The sequence below is a fragment of the Olleya sp. KJ81-1 genome (assembly GCF_055808135.1).
Map to the genome: position 1 here is coordinate 2,637,409 of NZ_CM147854.1, position 21,344 is coordinate 2,658,752.

The window sequence follows — 21,344 nt, forward strand, 5'->3', positions numbered from 1 at the left end:
TAAGCGAAGAATGGTAAAGTAAAAGAATCAATATGAAAAAATTAGAAATAGGAATCATTGGAGGAGCAGGTTATACAGCTGGAGAACTTATTAGATTGTTGTTAAATCATCCAAAAGCAAACATCAATTTTATTTACAGTACGTCAAATGCTGGTAACAAAATATCTAAAGTACACCAAGATTTAATTGGCAGTACAGATTTAGAGTTTTCAAGTCAAGTTAACTCAGAAGTAGAGGTGTTGTTTTTGTGTTTAGGTCACGGAAATTCTAAAGTATTTTTAGAGAGCAATTCATTTTCTGCTGAAACTAAAATTATTGATTTAAGTAATGATTTCAGGTTAACTAAAGACGCCATTTTTGAAGGTAAAACGTTTGTTTATGGTTTACCAGAATTAAATAAAGAAGTGATTAAAAAAACGAATTATATTGCAAATCCAGGGTGTTTTGCATCTGCTATTCAGTTGGCTTTATTGCCTTTAGCTGAAGCTGAGGTATTGCAAAACGATGTACATATTAATGCGGTTACAGGAGCGACAGGCGCAGGAACATCTTTATCGGCAACCACACATTTTACGTGGCGAGATAATAACTTTTCGCATTATAAGGCTTTTACGCATCAACATTTAGGAGAGATTAATCAATCTGTGAAACTGCTACAGTCAGACTTTAATTCGGAAATTAACTTTATGCCAAATCGTGGTGATTTTTCTAGAGGAATTTTTGCAACTATGTACACTAAGTTTAAAGGAAGCTTGGAAGACGCAAAAGCATTGTATAACGCGTTTTATAAAGATGCTGCTTTTACTGTGGTTTCGGATGAGGAGATTCACTTAAAACAAGTAGTAAATACCAATAAGTGTATGCTTCATTTGCATAAACATGAAGACAAATTATTGGTCACTAGCATTATTGATAATTTATTAAAAGGCGCTTCGGGACAAGCTGTTCAAAACATGAATTTAATGTTTGGTTTTGATGAAACAGAAGGTTTAAAATTGAAAGCAACTTATTTTTAAAAGTACTGCAGCTGCGTTAGCGGTTGAAGTGGCATCCTTTTTTGACGTCAGTTCGAGTGAATTTGTGAAGCATGAGCAAATTTGTATCGAGAACAAGGCAAAAAAGATATAACGGAAAACGCGACCCTTGTGGTAACGCCCAAATAACAAAAAGAGGTCACCTTGAGCGCAGTCGAAAGGTCTTAGTAAAAAGAACGTTTAATTAAAAAGATAATAGTCATTGCGAGCTTTACGAGTGAACGAAGTAAACCTTAAGCAATCTGTTTAATGAGATTACTTCAGTCATTCTTCTTTCGTAATGACAAAAAATCAAACAAATGAAAATAGCAATTATAGGAACAGGAAACTTAGGAAAGTCTATCGCAAAAGGTTTGATTACCAACAATGCGATTACTAGTTTGTATTTAACCAAACGGAATTTGGATGAGATTCAAGAGTTTGATGGTTATAAAAATGTGCATTTAACAACGGATAATACCGAAGCTGTAAAACAATCTGATATTATAATTTTTGCAGTGCAACCAGCGCATTTTGAGCAAATATTAAATGATATTAAGCCCGAATTAACAGAGAAGCACGTCTTGATTTCGACCATTACAGGTTTTCTAATTCCTAAGATTGAAGCGCAAGTTGGTGCAGATAAATTTATTATTCGTGCGATGCCAAATACAGCAATTGCAGTTGGTAAATCCATGACGTGTTTGTGTAGTAATGAGCAAGGCGCAAAACGCATTAAAATTGCTGAGGCTATTTTTAACCGTTTAGGACATTCGTTAAGTATTCCGGAAAGTCAAATGCAAGCTGCTACTGTGGTTTGCGCAAGTGGTGTGGCGTTTTGGATGCGTTTAATTAGAGCTACAACTCAAGCTGCTATTCAGTTAGGTTTTGATGCAAAAGAAGCACAAGAATTAGCGATGTATACCAGTGAGGGTGCAGCAAGTTTATTGATTACCAATGGGAATCATCCGGAAGAGGAAATAGACAGAGTAACGACTCCAAAAGGGTGTACAATTGAAGGTTTGAATGAGATGGAACACAAAGGATTGAGTTCGTCATTAATACAAGGTATGGTTGCCTCGTTTAACAAAATTAATACCATAAAAGAAGAGCAGATATGAGTTTATTTAACGTCTATCCATTATTTGATATCACACCTGTAAAGGCTGTAGATGTCTTTGTTTTTGATGAAAATAACACCAAATATTTAGATTTATATGGTGGACATGCTGTGATTTCTATTGGACATTCGCACCCAAAATATGTGGCTGCCATTTCTGATCAAGTTGCCAAATTAGGGTTTTATAGTAACTCGATTCAGAATCCATTACAAGTGCAATTAGCCAATAAATTAGAGCAATTATCAGGTTGTAAAGAATATGAGTTGTTTTTGTGTAATTCTGGAGCAGAAGCTAACGAGAATGCTTTAAAGTTGGCATCCTTCCATAATGGAAAGAAAAAAGTGATTGCTTTTAAAAATGGCTTCCATGGTCGTACTTCTGCAGCAGTTGCAGCAACAGATAACGCGAAGATTATTGCGCCAATTAATGCGCAGCAAGAGGTTGAAATTCTAGAATTAGGAGACTTAGCAGGTGTGGAAAAAGCATTGGTTAAAAACGATGTTTGTGCAGTAATTATAGAATGTATTCAGGGAGTTGGAGGTTTAGATGAAAGCACTGCAACTTTCTATGAAGGCATTGATGCATTGTGTAAAAAATACAACACCTGTTTTATTGCGGATGAGGTGCAATCTGGTTTTGGGAGAACTGGAGATTTCTTCGCGTTTCAGAAATATAATGTGACGCCTGATATTATATCGATTGCCAAAGGTATGGGAAATGGTTTTCCGATTGGTGGGATTTTGATTCATCCAAATATTAAAGCCTCTTTTGGTTTGTTAGGAACCACTTTTGGAGGAAATCACTTGGCATGTGCTGCATCTTCTACTGTTTTGGAAGTAATTAAAGAAGAGAATTTGATGCAAAATGCTAATGAGATTTCGGCTTATTTCATGGAAAAAGCGAAAGAAATTTCAGCTATAAAAAACATAAAAGGACGTGGTTTGATGTTGGGATTGGAATTTGATTTTCCAATTGCAGATCTTCGTAAAAAGTTGATTTTCGATCATAAAATATTTACAGGAAGTGCTAAGAACCCGAATTTATTACGGATTCTTCCGCCTTTAACGATAAAGAAAGAACATATCGATTTGTTTTTTGAGGCTTTAAAAAGTGAGTTACAAGGCTAGCTTGAGCAACGTCATTCTGAACTGGTTTCAGAATCGCATAATAATGAGAAGCTGAAATAAATTCAGCTTGACGAGAGTTGTGAATATTTGAGAGTAGTTACTTTAAAATATGAGTTTTATTGAATATTAAAAGGTTGTAAAAAGACAATTAAAAACGTAACGTCATTCTGAACTAGTTTCAGAATCACATAATATTGGGAAACTGATAGTAATGAGAAGCTGAAATAAATTCAGCTTGACGAGAGTGGTGAATACTTGAGGGAAGTTACTTTAAAATATGAGTTTTATTGAATATTAAAAGGTTGTAAAAAGACAATTAAAAACGTAACGTCATTCTGAACTAGTTTCAGAATCACATAACAGTGAGAAATTAAAACACATTCAGCGAGACGAGAATAATAAATACATGAAAAAATACACAAAAATAAAAGATATATCAAATCTTCAAGAAACCATAAAGGACGCTATTTTACTAAAAAAAATCCTTTTAAATTCGAAGATTTAGGAAAACATAAAACATTAGTCATGCTGTTTTTTAATTCCAGTTTAAGAACGCGATTAAGCACAGAAAAAGCTGCGAAAAACTTAGGAATGGACGTGATGATTTTAAACTTAAACGACGCTTGGAACTTAGAATTTGAAGATGGTACAATTATGAATACAAACACATCGGAACACATTAAAGAAGCAGCGCAGGTAATTTCGCAATATGGAGATGTGATTGCTGTGAGAGCATTCCCAAGTTTAACAGATAAGACAAAGGATGAAAGTGAGTTTGTGATGAACAACTTTGTAAAATACGCAACAGTGCCAATTATAAATATGGAAAGTGCAACAGCGCATCCTTTACAAGCGTTGGCTGATGCAATTACGATTACCGAATTATCTAAAAAAACGAAACCTAAAGTAGTATTGTCTTGGGCACCACATCCAAAAGCATTGCCACAAGCGGTTGCGAATTCGTTTGTAGAAATGATGCAAAATATGGATGTAGATTTAACCATTACGCATCCTGAAGGTTATGAATTAAGCGAAGTAATCACGAAAAACACACCAATAAATCACAATCAGGAAGAGGCTTTGAAAGATGCCGATTTTGTATATGTTAAAAACTGGAGTAATTATAAAGACTACGGAAAAGTACTGAGTCAAGACAAGAATTGGATGATGACAAAAGCGAAGTTGGGTCATGCAAAATTTATGCATTGTTTGCCTGTAAGACGTAACGTGGTTGTGGAAGATGCGGTTTTGGATAGTGAGCAGTCTGTTGTAATTAAACAAGCTAATAATAGAACTTTTGCTGCGCAAATTGTATTGAAACAGATTTTGGAGAAATTGTAAACGTCATTACGAATGAGGAACGATTGAAGTAATCTTTTAATTGAAATAGATTACATAGTAATACTGAATTAATTTCGGTATCACACAAGAAGCTAATAATAAGAATCTGAAACAAGTTCAGCTTGACGACTAAAGATTTAAAGTAAGTAACAGGTTAATGTTAACCCATTACGTCATGCTGAATTAATTTCAGCATCACACAAGAAGCTAATAATGAGAAGCTGAAACAAGTTCAGCTTGACGACTGAAGATTTAAAGTAAGTAACAAATTGATGTTAACCCGTCACGTCATACTGAATTAATTTCAGTATCACATCAAGAGAAGAATAAGCATGAAAACACTAAAAATCATAAAAATAGGAGGAAACATCATCGATGATGATAACGCTTTACAGCAGTTCCTAAAAGCATTCGCGACTATAGATACTCCTAAAATCTTAATACATGGAGGTGGAAAATTAGCAACCAAATTAGCACAACAAATGCAAGTTGAGGTTAAAATGATTGACGGAAGACGCGTAACCGACAAAGTGACTTTAGATATTATTACAATGGTATATGCTGGAAAAATCAATAAAACTATAGTCGCACAATTACAAGCCAATAATTGTAATGCTATTGGTTTTTCAGGAGCGGATGGTAACACAATAGTTTCGGATTTAAGACCATCAAAGCCTATCGATTATGGGTTTGCAGGAGACGTCAAACAAGTAAATATAGAAACGTTAGAGATTCTTTTAAACAATACGATTACACCTGTGTTTTGCGCAATTACACATGATAAAAACGGGCAATTATTAAACACAAATGCAGATACGATTGCTTCCGAATTAGCAATTGGTTTCGCAACAAAATATAAAACTGAATTATATTATTGCTTCGAAAAAAATGGTGTTTTAGAAGATGTAAATAATGAGGATTCTGTTATCCAAAACATCAACACAAAAACCTATCAACCGTTAATTGAAAACGGTATTATTTATGAAGGCATGTTGCCAAAATTAAATAACTGTTTTCATGCTGTAAATAATCAAGTTCAAAAAGTTTGTATTGGTAAATCAGAAATGCTTTTCGATAAAAATAATACACACACAACCATTTCAAAATGATAGAAAAACTAACAACAAGAGCAATTGCTTTATTAAAACAATTGATAGAAACGCAGTCGTTTTCTTCGGAAGAAGGTCCAACAGCAGCGCATATCGAGCATTGGTTTGGGCAACAAGGTATCCCTTTTAAAAGAACCAATCATAATGTTTGGGCAACCAATAAGCATTTTGACGAGAGCAAACCAACGCTATTGCTAAACTCGCATCATGATACGGTAAAACCTAATAATGGTTACACTAAAGATCCATTTAAAGCTATTGTTGAAGACGGAAAATTATATGGTTTAGGCAGTAATGATGCTGGAGGTTGTTTGGTGAGTTTGTTGGCAACGTTTGCTTATTTCTATGATAAAAAAGACCTAAATTATAATCTAGTAATTGTCGCTTCCGCAGAAGAGGAAAGCAGCGGAGAAAATGGGTTAAATAGTATGTTGTCGGTCATTCCAAAAGTGGATGTTGCTATTGTTGGAGAGCCGACTTTAATGAATTTGGCTGTTGCCGAAAAAGGCTTAGTTGTGTTTGATGCAATCGTAAAAGGAACGCCAAGTCACGCTGCGCATCCAAATCACGATAATGCGATTTATAAATCAATTCCGGTATTAGAATGGTTTAAAAATTACACGTTTGATAAGACGTCGGAAGCTTTGGGAGAGGTAAAGTTGACCGTTACACAAATCAACGCAGGAAAGCAGCATAATGCAGTTCCTGCGGATGTGAAATTGGTGGTTGATGTCCGTGTAAACGATAAATATTCTAACCAAGATATTGTCGATATTTTACAAAAGGAAGCGCCTTGCGATAGTATTATTCCTAGAGGTATAAAATTAAATTCGTCATCCATTCCAATCGAGCATCCATTGGTAATTGCAGGAATAGAAATTGGAAGAAGCACCTATGGTTCGCCAACCTTATCAGATCAAGCGGTGTTGAGTTGTCCATCTTTAAAATTAGGGCCTGGAGATAGCACGCGATCACATTCTGCTGACGAGTTTATTTACTTAAAAGAGATTGAAGAAGGGATTAAAATATATATTGAATTATTAGAAAAAGTACTGTAGCAAAAGCGAAACGTCATTGCGAACATAGTGAAGCAATCTCATGTTTAAGGAACAGATTGCTTCGTCATTCTTCCTCGCAATGACAATAAAAAATAAAATTATGAAACTCTGGGACAAAGGAATTAGTATCGATAAAAAAATAGAGCAATTTACTGTTGGAAACGATAGAGAAATTGATTTACATATTGCAAAGTACGATGTGCAAGCATCTTTAGCGCATGCAATAATGTTGGAGTCTATTGGCATTGTTTCTTCGGAAGAATTAGGACAGCTTAAAAATGGTTTGCACGCTATTGCGGAAACTATAGAAAACGGAACCTTTGTTATCGAAGCGTCCTTTGAAGATGTACATTCTAAAATTGAATATGAGCTGACTAAAACCTTAGGTGATGTCGGAAAGAAAATCCACACAGCACGATCTAGAAACGATCAAGTTTTAGTTGCGCTTCAGCTGTATTACAAAGAGAGTTTAAAGGAAATCAATCAGAAAACAAAAACGTTTTTTGATACGCTTTTAGGTTTGGCTGAAATGCATAAAGACGCTTTGCTTCCTGGTTATACGCATTTACAAGTGGCAATGCCATCTTCATTTGGGTTGTGGTTTTCTGCATATGCTGAGGTTTTAATTGATGATGTATACTTGTTAAATGCAGCCTTGAAGACCGTAGATCAAAATCCACTAGGTTCTGCTGCTGGTTACGGAAGTTCGTTTCCTATTGATAGAGAATTAACGACTAAAGAATTAAACTTTGCTACTTTAAAATACAACGTTGTTGCTGCGCAAATGAGTAGAGGGAAAAGCGAACGTACCATCGCTTTAGCTTTAGGTAGTGTGTGTAATACGTTAGCACGTTTTGCAATGGATATTTGTGTGTATAATAGTCAGAATTTTGGCTTTATTGCTTTTCCCGACGAGTTAACAACAGGAAGTAGTATTATGCCACATAAAAAGAATCCTGATGTGTTTGAATTAATTAGAGGGAAAGCCAATAAGATTCAAGCATTGCATACTGAAATGGTTTTGATTACCAATAATTTGCCAAGTGGATACCATAGAGATTTTCAGTTGTTAAAAGAGAATATTATTGCAGCAATTGAAGATGTAAAAGACTTATTAGATATTTTTAATTACGCCATTCAGCAAGTTGTTGTAAAAGAAATAGACTTAAACGATGCAAAGTATCAATACCTATTTACAGTAGATAATATTAATACTTTAGTAGTAGAAGGTATGCCTTTTAGAGAAGCGTATCAAAAAATTGGAGGCGAAGTGGAAAACGGAACTTATGAGCCAGATACATCTAAACAACACACGCATGTTGGTAGTATTGGTAATTTGTGTTTGGATGGAATTCGTGGGAAGTATCCTGAGTAACATTATTTTCGTCATTGCGAGGAACGAAGCAATCTTTTGAATGTATTTAAGTATTGTTTTTTTTGTGTTTTTTGTTTCAGTTAAACAGATTACTTCGTCGTACCTCCTCGTAATGACGTGCTGTATGTCATTGCGAGGAACGAAGCAATCTCTTCAGTTTTTCTGTTAATCATCAGTAAATCCGGGTTTATTTCGAAAAAACAATAGGTATAAACCAAAATTTCTATCTTTAAATATGAAAAAGTCTCATATTTATTTTTTGACTAATAAAAACAATACTGTAATTTATATAGGTGTAACAAGTCATCTAATAAAACGCATATATCAACATAAAACAAAAGTTTATAAAGGTTTTGCATCAAGGTATAATTGCCAAAAACTAGTTTATTTTGAAGAATTTGATGATATTAATTTGGCAATTATTAGAGAAAAACAATTAAAAGCAGGTAATAGGAAAAGGAAGGAAGGTTTAATTAATTTAGAAAATCCAAATTGGAATGATTTAAGTGAAGGCTGGTTGTTTAATTTTTAATTAGTGTTGTCATTGCGAGGTACGAAGCAATCTTTCAAAACTTGGTGTTTTTCTTAAAGTATTTTGTTTTTTATTTGAGTAGATTACTTCGTCGTGCCTCCTCGTAATGACGTGTTGTGTGTCATTGCGAGGAACGAAGCAATCTTTTGATTGTATTTAAGTATTGTTTTTTTTTTTTTTGTTTCAGTTAAACAGATTACTTCGTCGTACCTCCTCGCAATGACGTGCTGTATGTCATTGCGAGGAATGGATCAATCTCTCTAATTTTTTTAAAATTTTTGTTTTAAAGAGTTTTCTTGCTTTAATTAAACAGATTACTTCGTCGTTCCTCCTCGTAATGACGTCCTGTATGTCATTGCGAGGAACGAAGCAATCTTCTTAATTGAGTTTAGTAGTTTGCTTTTTTAGCTTAAGCGACTTTCAATATATTAAACACGAGGCAAATCGCTATCATCTTTTAAAGGTAAGCTAGATTCTCCCATTAAATACGTGTCAATATGATGTGCAGCTTGTCTTCCTTCAGAAATAGCCCAAACAATTAATGATTGTCCACGACGCATGTCTCCAGCTGCAAAAACACCAGGGATATTTGTTTTGTAATCCTTTGTTGCAGCTTCAATATTGGTTCTAAAATCCATTTTTAAACCAAACTGATCAGCTAAAGTTTTTTCAGCGCCTGTAAATCCAAGTGCTAATAATGCGATGTCGCATTTCCATTCTTTTTCGGTATTTGGAACTTCTTTAAGTTGTGGTCGTTCTCCTGGAGTAAAAATCCATTCGACTTCAACTGTTTTTAAGCCTTTTAAGTTTCCTTTTTTGTCGCCAATAAACTCTTTTGTTGAAATGCTAAAAAAACGCTCGACACCTTCTTGGTGCGATGAGGTTGTTTTTAACTTCATAGGCCAGTAAGGCCAAGGTTGATTTGCTGGTCTGCCTTCAGAAGGTTTGCTTAAAATCTCAAAATTAGTCACAGAAGTTGCGCCATGACGATTAGACGTTCCTATACAATCACTTCCTGTATCTCCACCACCAATTACGATAATGTCTTTTCCTTTTGCAGAAATCACGTCTTTAAAATCTACTAAACCATCTACGTATTGATTATTTAGTTTTAAAAAATCCATCGCTTGAGTCACGCCTTTCAAGTCTGCTCCAGGAATAGGAATGCTTCGTCTTACTGTAGCGCCTCCACATAACACAACAGCATCAAAGTCATCTTTCAGTTTGTTTGCATCCACATTAACACCAACATGTGCATTGGTTTTAAAAATAATACCTTCTTCTTCTAAAACAGCAACACGTCTGTCAATCACGTTCTTCTCCATTTTAAAATCTGGGATACCATAACGTAATAAGCCTCCTACTTTTTCGTCACGTTCAAAAACAGTAACAGTGTGCCCTGCGCGATTTAATTGTTGCGCAGCAGCTAATCCCGCTGGTCCAGAGCCTATAACAGCAACGGTTTTTTCGGTTCTAACTTTTGGTGGCTGTGCAGTAATCCAACCTTCATTAAAGGCGGTTTCTACTATGTTTTTTTCAATATTTTCTATAGTTACTGGGTCTTCATTAATACCTAAAACACAAGCTTCTTCGCAAGGTGCTGGGCATAAACGTCCTGTAAACTCTGGGAAGTTGTTGGTTTTGTGTAAGATTTCAGCAGCTTCTTTCCATTTTCCTTGATAAACTTTATCGTTAAAATCTGGAATTAAATTCCCTAGCGGACAACCACTGTGGCAAAACGGAATTCCGCAATCCATACAGCGTGCGCCTTGTTCTTTCAAGTGGTTTTCTGGTAAAGGAACCGTAAATTCTTTGTAATTTTCTATGCGTTTTTCTGGCGCGATATAACTTTCGTTCTCACGCTTAAACTCTAAAAATCCTGTTATCTTTCCCATAATTTAAGCTAATTCTAGTTGTTCTTGTTCTAATCTCACTAAGGCTTGTCTGTACTCTTCTGGCAACACTTTTTTAAACTTAGGAAGGTAATTGTTCCAGTCTTTTAAAATACGTTCTGCTAACGGGCTTCCTGTTGCTTCAAAATGATTTTCGATTAATTGTTTTAACTGAATCGTGTCAGCTTCGTTTTCAATTGGATCGATATTTAAATCTTCGGAATTGCAGTTTTGTTTGAAGGTTCCTTTTTCATCTAAAACATAAGCAACTCCTCCGCTCATTCCTGCTCCAAAGTTTCGACCTACAGTACCAAGAATAACAGCAACTCCACCAGTCATATACTCGCAGCCGTGATCTCCAATACCTTCAACTACTGCTTGTGCGCCAGAATTTCTAACACAAAAACGCTCGCCAGCTTTACCGTTTATATAAACTTCTCCAGAGGTTGCGCCATACAGCGTTACGTTTCCTGTAATAATATTGTCTTCCGGAACAATGGTGCATTTTTCTGGCACTTTAATAATTAATTTAGCACCTGATAAACCTTTACCTAAGTAATCATTTGTATTTCCGTGCACGGTGAATTTTAAACCTTTGGTTGCAAAAGCTCCAAAACTTTGTCCTGCAGAACCTGTAAAGTCAATATCTATTGTGTCTTTTGGTAAACCATCTGCCCCATAAATTTTCGAAATTTCGTTACTTATTATCGCTCCAACTGCTCTATCTATATTTGTAATAGGCATGGCTAAGTTTGTTTTTTGTCTTCTAAATAAAGCTTGGTGTGCTTGTTTGATTATTTTAAAATCTAAGTGCACATTCAAGTTGTGGTCTTGACAATACGTGTTGTATAATTGCACATCTTCCGCGACTTCTACTTTGTGTAAGATTGGTGTTAAGTCAATTCCTGAAGATTTGTAATGATCTATAGCTTTATTTCTGTTTAGTTTTTGAGATTGTCCAACCATTTCATTAATAGTTCTAAATCCTAATTTTGCCATAATCTCGCGTAATTCTTGTGCTACAAAATACATGTAGTTAACGACGTGTTCTGGTTTTCCTTTAAATTTTTTACGTAGTTCTGGATTTTGAGTTGCAATTCCAACTGGACAGGTGTTTAAGTGGCATACACGCATCATGATACATCCTGAAGCTACTAAAGGCGCAGTAGCAAAACCAAATTCTTCAGCTCCTAATAGACAAGCAATAGCTACATCACGACCTGTTTTTAATTGTCCGTCACATTCTAAAACCACACGATTTCTAAGGTCATTCATTACTAAAGTTTGCTGTGCTTCTGCAACACCAAGTTCCCAAGGTAAACCAGTGTGTTTTTGTGAGGTTAAAGGTGTTGCACCTGTCCCACCATCAAAACCAGCAATTAAAATAACGTCTGCTTTTGCTTTAGCAACTCCCGCTGCAACTGTACCGACTCCAATTTCTGATACTAGTTTTACATTAATTCTAGCTTCTCTGTTTGCTGATTTTACATCGTAAATTAATTGCGATAAATCTTCAATAGAGTAAATGTCGTGATGAGGTGGTGGTGAAATTAAACCAACATAAGGTGTCGAGTTTCTTGTTTTTGCAATTTCCGGATTTACTTTTGGTCCTGGTAATTGACCACCTTCTCCAGGTTTTGCACCTTGTGCTATTTTTATCTGAATTTCGCTTGCGCTTGTTAAGTAATTTGAAGTCACTCCAAAACGTCCAGAAGCGACTTGCTTGATTGCTGAGTTTCTCCAGTCTCCTTGTGAGCTTTTATAGAAACGTTCTTGGTCTTCTCCACCTTCACCAGAGTTAGATTTTCCTCCAATTCTGTTCATGGCAACCGCTAAATTTTCGTGTGCTTCTTTACTAATCGAACCATAAGACATGGCTCCTGTTTTGAAACGTTTTACAATTTCTGTCCAAGGTTCTACTTCTTCTAATGGAATTGGGTCAAATTGATCAAATTCAAATAAGCCTCTGATAGTCATTAGGTTTTTAGATTGATTATTGACTAATTCTGAAAATTCCTTAAATGTAGATGCTTTATTGGTTCTTACCGATTCCTGAAGTTTGGCAACTGTTAATGGGTTAAACATGTGCTTTTCTTGTCCACGTCTCCATCTATAATCTCCTCCAACTTCAATTTGTGGTTCTGTATTTTTATGAAAAGCCCTTTTGTGGCGTTTCACAATTTCTTGTTCTATTTCTCTTAAGCCAATACCTTGAATACGCGTTGGTGTGTTTGGAAAATATTTTTCGACTGTTGAGGTTTTAATTCCGATACATTCAAACAATTGAGAGCCACGATAAGAGTTTAAGGTGGAGATTCCAATCTTGTTCATTACTTTTAAAATTCCTTTTCCAACTGCTTTGTTGTAGTTTTTAATGGCAGCTAAATATTCTAAATCTGTAAGATCTGCATTGTTGACTTGCTCTTGTACAATTTCGTTTACAATGTATGGATTTACAGCACTTGCACCATAACCAAATAGTAGTGCAAAGTGGTGTACTTCACGAGGTTCTGCAGATTCAATAATTAAGCTAATTCTAGAGCGTTTTTTTAACTTGTGTAACGCATGATTAACGTAAGAGCAAGCTAAAAGTGCTGGAATTGGTGCGTGATTTTCGTCTACAAATCGATCTGATAAAATAATAATGTTTGCGCCATTATCAATAGCTTTAGAAGCTTTAGTGACTAAGTTTTCTAGTGCGACTTCAAGCTCATTTAATCCACGATTTACTTCGTATAACATCGAAATAGATTCGACTTTAAAATCAGGATTAGTATCATAATCTCTAATCTTATCTAAATCGTGTTTAGAGATAACTGGATTTTGGATTTTTAATTTTTTACAGTGTTCTGCATTGATGTCAAATATATTGACGTCACTACCTAGTGTTAAGCTTATATCTGTAATTAACTCTTCTCTAATACCATCTAAAGGCGGATTGGTGACTTGAGCAAATAACTGTTTGAAGTAGTTGTAAATTAATTGTGGTCTTTCTGATAAAATTGCAATTGGTGTATCGCTTCCCATGGATCCAATAGGCTCTTTTCCTAATTGTGCCATAGGACGAATAATGGTGTTTAAATCTTCTTCCGTATAGCCAAAAACGACTTCACGTTTTTTAAGTTCTATTTCGTCATATTTAATATGTCCTTCTTTAGCTTCAATATCTCTAAGATGTATTAGATTTTCGTTTAACCATTGTCTGTATGGGTGTTTTGCAGCTATTTCTTCTTTAATTTCTTCATCATTAACAATGCGCCCTTCGCTCATGTTAACTAAAAACATTTTTCCTGGTTCTAAACGACCATGGAATTCTATGTTTTCTGGAGCAATATCTACAACGCCAGTTTCTGAAGACATAATAACATTTCCTTGTTTGGTAACTGTGTATCGTGATGGTCGTAATCCGTTACGGTCCAAAACAGCACCTATAAAATTACCGTCTGTAAATGGGATTGAAGCTGGTCCGTCCCAAGGTTCCATTAGGCAGGAGTTGTATTCGTAAAATGCTTTTTTAGAATCCGACATGTGTGGGTTTTTCTCCCAAGCTTCGGGAACTAGCATCATCATCGCTTCTGGAAGCGAACGTCCTGTCATTAATAGTAACTCAACCACCATGTCTAGGGTTGCAGAATCTGATTTCCCTATTAAGATAGTAGGGATTATTTTTTTAATATCATCTCCAAATAATGGGCTTTCCATGATCTCTTCACGAGAAAACATACGTGATACATTACCTCTAACCGTATTTATTTCTCCATTATGACAGATATATCTAAACGGTTGTGCTAAATCCCAAGTTGGAAATGTATTAGTGGAAAAACGCTGGTGTACTAATGCTAGTCTAGTGTCTAAAGCCGAATTGAATAAGTCTAAATAATATTCGTTAATATGTTCTGGCATTAGTAAGCCTTTAAATATTATGATTTTAGTAGATAGACTTGGTAGGTAGAAGAATTTTGATTCGGATAATTTAGAATCATATATAGTGTGTTCTGCAATTTTTCGTGCAGCATATAATTTTATGTTGAATTCTCTTTCGGTTTGGGCATCGCTAGCCTTTCCTATAAAAATTTGTTTTACAAAAGGTTCTGTTACTTTTGCAATTTCACCTAAAACTTTACTGTTAACTGGTACGTCTCTCCAACCAATTAATTTAAGGCCTTGATTTTGTATTTCTTTTTCAAAAATATCAATACAATATTGACGTTGGTTTTCCTTTCTTGGCAAGAAAACATTACTGACTGCGTACTCTCCAGCTTCAGGTAAATCAAACTCACAGAAAATCTTGAAGAATTTATGCGGAATATCAATTAAAATACCTGCACCATCTCCAGTTACTCCATCGGAACTTACAGCGCCACGATGCTCTAATTTTACTAATATTTCAAGCGCTTTATGGATAATATCGTTAGATCGTTTTCCGGTTAAACTACATATAAATCCTGCACCACAATTATCGTGTTCAAATTCCGGTAAATAAAGTCCTTGTTTTTTAAGCATAATAAGTAAAATTTAAAGGCTTTTTGTGCCTTATTACAACTGTAAGATACACGCTAGTAATGGAATTTGAAAAAAGTAGAAACACTTTTCCGAAATTCTGATTTAGACTATTATATAATACACTATAAATAATTTTATGTGGATTAAACTAATAAATCATCAAAGAGGAATATGTGTTAAATAGGTCTTTTTATTGCGAAAACGTTTGCGTAAAATTTAAAAAACTAAAGAAAGCTCAAAATAATATCAGTTTTTATAATAATTACTCAAATTGTATGATACGATATTATTAAAAAATAGACGTGTAATTTGCGACACCCTATAAAAAATAGGGGTAAAATTGAAATTATAATAAAAATAAAGATGTAAACCCGTGTTTTTTAGGGGTTAAATAAATTTTAACATAGATTTGAGATATTAACCAACCAATTTAATACCAATCTTTATGAAACAATTACTGACTCTATCGCTTCTTTTGGTTGCAACAACATTGTTTGCCCAAGAAGATGCTAATACACTAGAAAAAAAGTTTGCTATTGAAGGTAGTGTGGATGCATACCATAGAACCAATTTAACAGCGCCAAATGATGAAAATCAAATTGCTCCAACAACGTCTTTTGCAAATACTGCTGGATTTTCATTAGGAATGGGAAATATAATTGCATCCTACGAGAAAGGTCGTGTTGGAGCAGTTGCAGATTTGGTTTTTGGTCCAAGAGGAGATGAGGCTAGTGCAACCGTATTAAATCAATTGTTTGCTTTTTATAATATTAGCGAAAACACAAAATTAACATTAGGTAAGTTTAATACCTTTTTAGGTTACGAGGTTATTGCACCAGCAGGAAATTTTAATTATAGTACGTCTTATTTATTTTCAAATGGGCCATTTTCTCATACAGGTATAAAAGCAGATTTTACATTATCTGAAGATTTCAGTTTAATGCTAGGTGTTTTTAACCAGACAGATGTAACAGAGTTCAATCCAGATGGAAGCTACGCTGTTGGTGCGCAATTGGGATATAGTGGACAATTTTTAAATCTGCTATACGATGATGCAGGACTAGGTTTTGAAGTAGACTACACTGGAGGTTTTGATGCTTCAGACGATTTTTTTATTGGTATTAACGCTGCCTATGCAGACAGTGATGGCGAAGGTTTTTATGGAGTAGACTTATATCCACAATATGGTCTTAGCGACACATTTACAATTGGATTAAGAGGAGAATATTTTCAAACTCAAAGCGAATCTGTAGATGATGACCCAAGTATTATTGGGTTAACGCTTACAGGAAGCTTAGTTATTGACGAAGACTTAATTATTAAACCAGAATTTAGATTTGATAGTAGTTCTGAAGACGATTTTATTGATACAGATTTAATGGCAACAAAAAGCTTAGGTTCTTTTGTTTTGGCAGCGATATATAAATTCTAACAAAAACTAATTATGAAAAAAGTAGAAGCAATAATCAGAAAATCTAAATTTTCTGCAGTTAAAAATGCATTGCATGAAGTTGGCGTAAACTTCTTCTCTTATTGGGATGTTACAGGTTTAGGTAACGAAAAAGAAGGTCATGTGTACAGAGGGGTTTCTTATAGTACAAGTGATATACAAAGACGCTATTTATCAATAGTTGTTAATGATGATTTTGAAGAAGTAACCATAAAAGCCATTTTAGAATCAGGGTCTACCGGAGAAGTTGGTGATGGTAAAATATTTGTCTCGCAAATTGATGAGGTTTATAGAATACGAACAGGAGCAAAAGGAGGAAACACTTTAAAATAAAAAACATGGAATTACTTACTACAAATAACGTATGGATGATGATCTGTACAGCACTGGTTTTCTTTATGCATTTAGGTTTTGCATTTTTGGAAATAGGACTAACGAGACAAAAAAACACACTAAACATTTTATTTAAAAACATATTTATAATCACGGTTGGACTATTGCTTTATTGTTTAGTAGGTTTCAACTTAATGTATCCTGGAGAATTTAATGGGTTTATTGGTTTTGCAGGTTTTGGATTAGAATCTCCAACTGTAATTGATACAGAAACAGGAAAAGCAATTTTAGACCTAGCTTATAACGAAGGTTATACGTACTGGACAGACTTCTTGTTTCAAGGGATGTTTGCTGCAACAGCTGCAACTATAGTCTCTGGAGCAGTTGCTGAACGTATGAAAATAGGACCATTTATGGTTTTTACTATTATATATGTAGGTTTAGTATATCCAATTGCAGGTTCTTGGAAATGGGGAGGTGGATTTTTGGACAGTTTAGAAACACCTTTTTATGACTTTGCAGGATCAACTTTAGTACACTCTGTTGGTGGATGGGCAGCGTTAGTTGCTGTTTGCTTATTAGGTCCAAGAATTGGGAAATTTAAAAACGGAAAGCTTCAGGCGATTCCTGGACACAATATACCATTAGCAACTGCAGGAGTTTTAATACTTTGGCTTGGGTGGTTTGGGTTTAATGGTGGGTCTGTGTTATCTGCCGATCCAAGTTTAACATCGCTAACACTTGTAACTACTTGTCTTGCAGCAGCAGCAGGAGGTGTTGTAGCAGCTTTGGTATCTACAACGCTTTATAAAAACCTTGATTTAACCATGTTTTTAAATGGTATTTTGGGAGGTTTAGTTGGAATTACTGCTGGAGCAGATCAAATGAGTCCGACAGATGCTATATTAATTGGTGCAATTGCTGGAGCAATAATTGTTTTTGCAGTATCATTAATAGATAAATTAAAACTAGATGATCCGGTTGGGGCAATTGCTGTGCATTTGGCTTGTGGAATTTGGGGAACTTTAGCAGTTGGTATATTTGGAGATTTAGCTAGTGGGTCGCAATTTTTTAGCCAGTTAATTGGTGTTGGGTCTTACGCAGCAATATGTATTGTGTCTTCATTTTTAATTATTTTTATAATGAAGAAAACAGTTGGAATTAGAGTTTCTGAAAAAGAGGAATTAGAAGGACTTGATGCTCATGAGCATGGAATGGATGCTTATCCAGACTTTAGATTAAATGAACATTAAGCTTTAGTTAATTTGTTGAAAAAACCTGAAGACATTTTGTTTTCAGGTTTTTTTGTGGCTAATTATAAATAATTTAAAACAAAAAAAGCTCGGCAATTTAATTGCTGAGCTTTTTTTAGACTAAAAAAACAATGTTAAATAATCGTAGATTGTCCTAAGTGAATATTGTTGAAATTAATATTCGTATCATTTGGATTACTTATAAAATCGGCAATAAAATCTCCAACCTTAGCGGTGGAAACATTAGTATATGATGCGTTTAAATCTGGCGTTGTGATTTCTAATTTTAAAGATTTTTCCACCCCTTCTTTTATTAATTTAGCTTCTTCGTGTAAGTCAAAATGTTCTAAAAGCATTGCCGCACTTAATATAGATGCAATTGGATTTGCAATCCCTTTTCCAGTTGCTTGCGGGTAAGATCCGTGTATAGGTTCAAACATGGCGTATTTGTCTCCAATGGAGGCTGATGCTAATAGTCCAATAGAACCACCAATTACACTAGCTTCGTCACTTATAACGTCTCCAAATAAGTTTTCGGTCAAAATAACATCAAACTGTTTTGGATTTAAAATTATTTGCATGGCAGCATTATCCACAAATAAAAAGTCTAAGGTCACATCTGGATAGTCTTTTGCTAGGTCGGTAACAACTTTGCGCCATAATCTAGAGGTTTCTAAAACATTAGCTTTATCAACTAGTGTTACCTTTTTCTTTCTGCTTTGTGCGTTTTTAAATGCTAAATGCGCGATGCGTTCTATTTCGTGTTTAGAATATTCGCATAAATCAGATGCTGTATTTCCGTCTTCGCTTAAGTGTTTTTTGCCAAAGTAAATTCCGCCTGTCAACTCTCTGTAGATACTAATATCTGTACCTTCTATAATGTGTTGTTTTAGAGGCGATTTGTCTAAAAGCATGTCGTATGCTTTTACAGGTCTTATGTTTGCGTATAAACCAAGTTCTTTTCTAAGTTTTAATAAGCCTTGTTCGGGTCTTATTTTTGCTGTTGGATCGTTATCATATTTAGGATCTCCAATCGCCCCAAATAAAATGGCATCACTAGACTTGCACAAATCCAAAGTGTTATCCGGTAGTGGGTTGTTGTGTTGGTCAATTGCAATTGCGCCAACAGGAGCTTCCTTAAATAAAAAGGTGTGATCAAATTCTAAAGCGATAGCTTTTAAAACTTTTATAGATTGATTAGTCACTTCTGGACCTATACCATCACCAGGTAAAACTGCTATGTTTAATTTCATAGTATAATTATTAGTATTTTTTTTGGCTTCAAAAGCCGAAATTTTTTCTTTTTTACTCAATAAGTAGTCAATATCATCGTAACCATTAATCATACAGGTTTTTTTGTAAGCATCAATTTCAAATGCTTCCTTAAAAGAAGTGTCTTTTACGGAGATAATTTGTGCTTCAAGGTTGACCTCTAAAACAGTTTCGGGGCTATTAGTTGTAACGTCTAACAATACCTTTAGGAATTCTGCTGAAACTTGAACAGGTAATAGTCCGTTGTTTAATGCGTTACCCTTAAAGATGTCTGCAAAAAAGCTTGAAACTATTACTTTAAAACCGTAATCACTTAAAGCCCAAGCTGCGTGCTCGCGACTAGAACCGCAACCAAAATTATCTCCAGCGACTAAAATGCTTCCAGAGTATTTGGGATTGTTTAAAGAGAAAGCTTCATTTATAGAATTGTCTTTGTTAAATCTCCAGTCTTTAAAAAGGTTGTCTCCAAAGCCTTTACGGTCTGTTGCTTTTAAAAATCGAGCAGGAATTATCTGATCTGTATCTATGTTTTCTATTGCTAACGGAATAGCTTGAGATTGTAATGTTGTAAACTTTTCCATCTTAATTTAGTTGTTTTGTTATGTCCACAATTTTGCCTTCAATAGCTGTTGCAGCTGCTACTAAAGGACTAGCTAAAATAGTTCTAGAACCTTGTCCTTGTCTTCCTTCAAAGTTTCGGTTTGAGGTTGAGACACAATATTCGCCTTGCGGAATTTTATCGTCGTTCATAGCTAAACAAGCGGAGCAGCCTGGTTGTCTTAATTCAAAACCAGCTGCGTCAAATACATCTTTAAGGCCTTCTTTTATAATTTGGGCTTCTACTTGTTTACTGCCAGGAACTAGCCATGCAGTAACATTATCTGCTTTTTGTTTTCCTTTTATATAATTTGCTGCAATTCTAAAATCTTCAATTCTAGAATTTGTACAGCTGCCAATAAAGACATAGTTAATAGGTTTGTTAATTAAAGATTCTCCTTTTTTGAAATCCATATATTTTAAGGATTTTTCAAAAGAGGCATCATTTATTGTAGGTATGTTTTCTGTAACCTTAATTCCCATTCCTGGGTTTGTGCCATAGGTTACCATAGGCTCTATGTCTTGTGCGTCAAAAGCATATTCTTTGTCAAAAATAGCATCGGTATCCGTTGGTAATGTTTTCCAATAGGCTACTTTTTTATCAAAAGCGTCTCCTTTTGGTGCAAATTCTTTGTTCTTTACATAGTCAAAAGTGGTTTGGTCCGGTGCAATCATTCCGCCTCGAGCGCCCATTTCAATACTCATATTACAAACGGTCATTCGGCCTTCCATGGACATGTTTTCAAAAACATCTCCTGCGTATTCGCAAAAGTAGCCAGTACCAGAATTTGTGCCTAGTTTGGCAATAATGTATAAAATAACATCTTTAGGTAATACGCCATTTTTAAGTTTACCGTTAACGGTCACTCTCAAGCTTTTTGGCTTAGTTAAAAGCAAGCATTGACTTGCAAAAACTTGTGCGACTTGACTGGTTCCAATACCAAAAGCGATGGTTCCAAAAGCACCATGTGTTGAGGTGTGACTGTCACCGCAAACCATTGTCATTCCTGGTTGCGTAATCCCTAATTCTGGAGCCATAACATGAACAATCCCATTGTATTGGTGTCCTAATTGGTAAAGTGTAATATTGTTTTTTTTACAGTTTTGAGATAATTGTTCTAATTGATTCCTAGACAATAGATCTTTAACGGGTAAGTGTTGATTTTGTGTAGGTGTATTATGGTCTGCAGTTGCAACAATTTGTTTTGGTCTAAAAACAGGTATATTTCGCTCTTCTAATTCATTAAAAGCTTGCGGACTTGTTACCTCGTGTATTAAGTGTTTGTCGATATATAATACTTGCGGTCCGTCTTTAACGGTTTCTACAACGTGAGCATCCCAAACTTTATCAAATAATGTTTGTCCCAT

Annotated in this window: 14 protein-coding genes and 2 pseudogenes; 11 read left to right on the forward strand and 5 right to left on the reverse strand. The window is 34.9% G+C overall.

Annotated features, from left to right (window positions below; all coding sequences use genetic code 11):
• Positions 1–32 precede the first annotated feature (32 nt).
• The 8 genes and pseudogenes from argC (at position 33) to AC0L3M_RS12490 (ending at position 8,676) form a co-directional block, all read left to right on the forward strand.
• Positions 33–1,016 (forward strand): N-acetyl-gamma-glutamyl-phosphate reductase, encoded by a 984-nt coding sequence (gene argC / locus AC0L3M_RS12455; protein ID WP_473430968.1) that lies wholly within the window; start codon positions 33–35, stop codon positions 1,014–1,016.
• Positions 1,017–1,333: 317 nt separating this feature from the next.
• Positions 1,334–2,134 (forward strand): pyrroline-5-carboxylate reductase, encoded by an 801-nt coding sequence (gene proC, locus AC0L3M_RS12460; protein WP_473430969.1) that lies wholly within the window; start codon positions 1,334–1,336, stop codon positions 2,132–2,134.
• Positions 2,131–3,261, forward strand: coding sequence for an aspartate aminotransferase family protein (locus tag AC0L3M_RS12465; protein WP_473430970.1), 1,131 nt, complete (start codon positions 2,131–2,133; stop codon positions 3,259–3,261). The genes proC and AC0L3M_RS12465 overlap by 4 nt, the downstream gene beginning before the upstream one ends.
• Positions 3,262–3,667: 406 nt before the next feature.
• Positions 3,668–4,602: pseudogene (locus AC0L3M_RS12470) on the forward strand (Rossmann-fold NAD(P)-binding domain-containing protein).
• Positions 4,603–4,934: 332 nt separating this feature from the next.
• Positions 4,935–5,711: an acetylglutamate kinase gene (argB, locus tag AC0L3M_RS12475; protein WP_473430971.1), complete on the forward strand. Its 777-nt coding sequence runs from the start codon at positions 4,935–4,937 to the stop codon at positions 5,709–5,711.
• Complete coding sequence (locus AC0L3M_RS12480; RefSeq protein WP_473430972.1) at positions 5,708–6,769, forward strand: M20 family metallo-hydrolase; 1,062 nt, start codon at positions 5,708–5,710, stop codon at positions 6,767–6,769. The genes argB and AC0L3M_RS12480 overlap by 4 nt, the downstream gene beginning before the upstream one ends.
• Before the next feature lie 100 nt (positions 6,770–6,869).
• Positions 6,870–8,144, forward strand: coding sequence for an argininosuccinate lyase (gene argH, locus AC0L3M_RS12485; protein WP_473430973.1), 1,275 nt, complete (start codon positions 6,870–6,872; stop codon positions 8,142–8,144).
• 235 nt (positions 8,145–8,379) lie between these two features.
• Positions 8,380–8,676: a GIY-YIG nuclease family protein gene (locus tag AC0L3M_RS12490; protein WP_473430974.1), complete on the forward strand. Its 297-nt coding sequence runs from the start codon at positions 8,380–8,382 to the stop codon at positions 8,674–8,676.
• Positions 8,677–9,104: 428 nt separating this feature from the next.
• Here the strand turns inward: AC0L3M_RS12490 and AC0L3M_RS12495 are convergent, their stop codons facing one another.
• On the reverse strand, positions 9,105–10,571 hold the full coding sequence (locus AC0L3M_RS12495) for a glutamate synthase subunit beta (RefSeq protein ID WP_473430975.1): 1,467 nt from the start codon (positions 10,569–10,571) through the stop codon (positions 9,105–9,107).
• Positions 10,572–10,574: 3 nt separating this feature from the next.
• Positions 10,575–15,071, reverse strand: coding sequence for a glutamate synthase large subunit (gltB, locus tag AC0L3M_RS12500; RefSeq protein ID WP_473430976.1), 4,497 nt, complete (start codon positions 15,069–15,071; stop codon positions 10,575–10,577).
• A gap of 445 nt (positions 15,072–15,516) precedes the next feature.
• Between gltB and AC0L3M_RS12505 the strand changes: the two genes are divergently transcribed.
• From AC0L3M_RS12505 to AC0L3M_RS12515, 3 genes are read left to right on the forward strand one after another with little or no spacing between them, the layout of a single operon-like run.
• Positions 15,517–16,503, forward strand: coding sequence for an outer membrane beta-barrel protein (locus tag AC0L3M_RS12505; RefSeq protein ID WP_473430977.1), 987 nt, complete (start codon positions 15,517–15,519; stop codon positions 16,501–16,503).
• A gap of 12 nt (positions 16,504–16,515) precedes the next feature.
• Positions 16,516–16,854 (forward strand): P-II family nitrogen regulator, encoded by a 339-nt coding sequence (locus tag AC0L3M_RS12510; protein WP_090836999.1) that lies wholly within the window; start codon positions 16,516–16,518, stop codon positions 16,852–16,854.
• A gap of 5 nt (positions 16,855–16,859) precedes the next feature.
• Entirely contained in the window at positions 16,860–18,107 is a 1,248-nt protein-coding gene (locus AC0L3M_RS12515; RefSeq protein WP_473430978.1) for an ammonium transporter, read from the forward strand.
• A gap of 134 nt (positions 18,108–18,241) precedes the next feature.
• Here the strand turns inward: AC0L3M_RS12515 and leuB are convergent, their stop codons facing one another.
• The 3 genes and pseudogenes from leuB to leuC all read right to left on the reverse strand — a co-directional run bounded on the left by leuB (position 18,242) and on the right by leuC (position 21,344).
• Complete coding sequence (gene leuB / locus AC0L3M_RS12520; protein ID WP_473432511.1) at positions 18,242–19,360, reverse strand: 3-isopropylmalate dehydrogenase; 1,119 nt, start codon at positions 19,358–19,360, stop codon at positions 18,242–18,244.
• A gap of 66 nt (positions 19,361–19,426) precedes the next feature.
• Positions 19,427–19,960: pseudogene (gene leuD / locus AC0L3M_RS12525) on the reverse strand (3-isopropylmalate dehydratase small subunit); the annotation flags it as partial.
• 1 nt (position 19,961) lies between these two features.
• Positions 19,962–21,344 (reverse strand): 3-isopropylmalate dehydratase large subunit, encoded by a 1,383-nt coding sequence (leuC, locus tag AC0L3M_RS12530; protein WP_473430979.1) that lies wholly within the window; start codon positions 21,342–21,344, stop codon positions 19,962–19,964.

What these genes read in the sequence shown, in the direction of transcription:
- argC (WP_473430968.1), top strand. Translation starts at nt 33, where the DNA reads ATGAAAAAATTAGAAATAGGAATCATTGGAGGAGCAGGTTATACAGCT.
- proC (WP_473430969.1), top strand. Translation starts at nt 1,334, where the DNA reads ATGAAAATAGCAATTATAGGAACAGGAAACTTAGGAAAGTCTATCGCA.
- AC0L3M_RS12465 (WP_473430970.1), top strand. Translation starts at nt 2,131, where the DNA reads ATGAGTTTATTTAACGTCTATCCATTATTTGATATCACACCTGTAAAG.
- argB (WP_473430971.1), top strand. Translation starts at nt 4,935, where the DNA reads ATGAAAACACTAAAAATCATAAAAATAGGAGGAAACATCATCGATGAT.
- AC0L3M_RS12480 (WP_473430972.1), top strand. Translation starts at nt 5,708, where the DNA reads ATGATAGAAAAACTAACAACAAGAGCAATTGCTTTATTAAAACAATTG.
- argH (WP_473430973.1), top strand. Translation starts at nt 6,870, where the DNA reads ATGAAACTCTGGGACAAAGGAATTAGTATCGATAAAAAAATAGAGCAA.
- AC0L3M_RS12490 (WP_473430974.1), top strand. Translation starts at nt 8,380, where the DNA reads ATGAAAAAGTCTCATATTTATTTTTTGACTAATAAAAACAATACTGTA.
- AC0L3M_RS12495 (WP_473430975.1), bottom strand. Translation starts at nt 10,571, where the DNA reads ATGGGAAAGATAACAGGATTTTTAGAGTTTAAGCGTGAGAACGAAAGT.
- gltB (WP_473430976.1), bottom strand. Translation starts at nt 15,071, where the DNA reads ATGCTTAAAAAACAAGGACTTTATTTACCGGAATTTGAACACGATAAT.
- AC0L3M_RS12505 (WP_473430977.1), top strand. Translation starts at nt 15,517, where the DNA reads ATGAAACAATTACTGACTCTATCGCTTCTTTTGGTTGCAACAACATTG.
- AC0L3M_RS12510 (WP_090836999.1), top strand. Translation starts at nt 16,516, where the DNA reads ATGAAAAAAGTAGAAGCAATAATCAGAAAATCTAAATTTTCTGCAGTT.
- AC0L3M_RS12515 (WP_473430978.1), top strand. Translation starts at nt 16,860, where the DNA reads ATGGAATTACTTACTACAAATAACGTATGGATGATGATCTGTACAGCA.
- leuB (WP_473432511.1), bottom strand. Translation starts at nt 19,360, where the DNA reads ATGAAATTAAACATAGCAGTTTTACCTGGTGATGGTATAGGTCCAGAA.
- leuC (WP_473430979.1), bottom strand. Translation starts at nt 21,344, where the DNA reads ATGGGACAAACATTATTTGATAAAGTTTGGGATGCTCACGTTGTAGAA.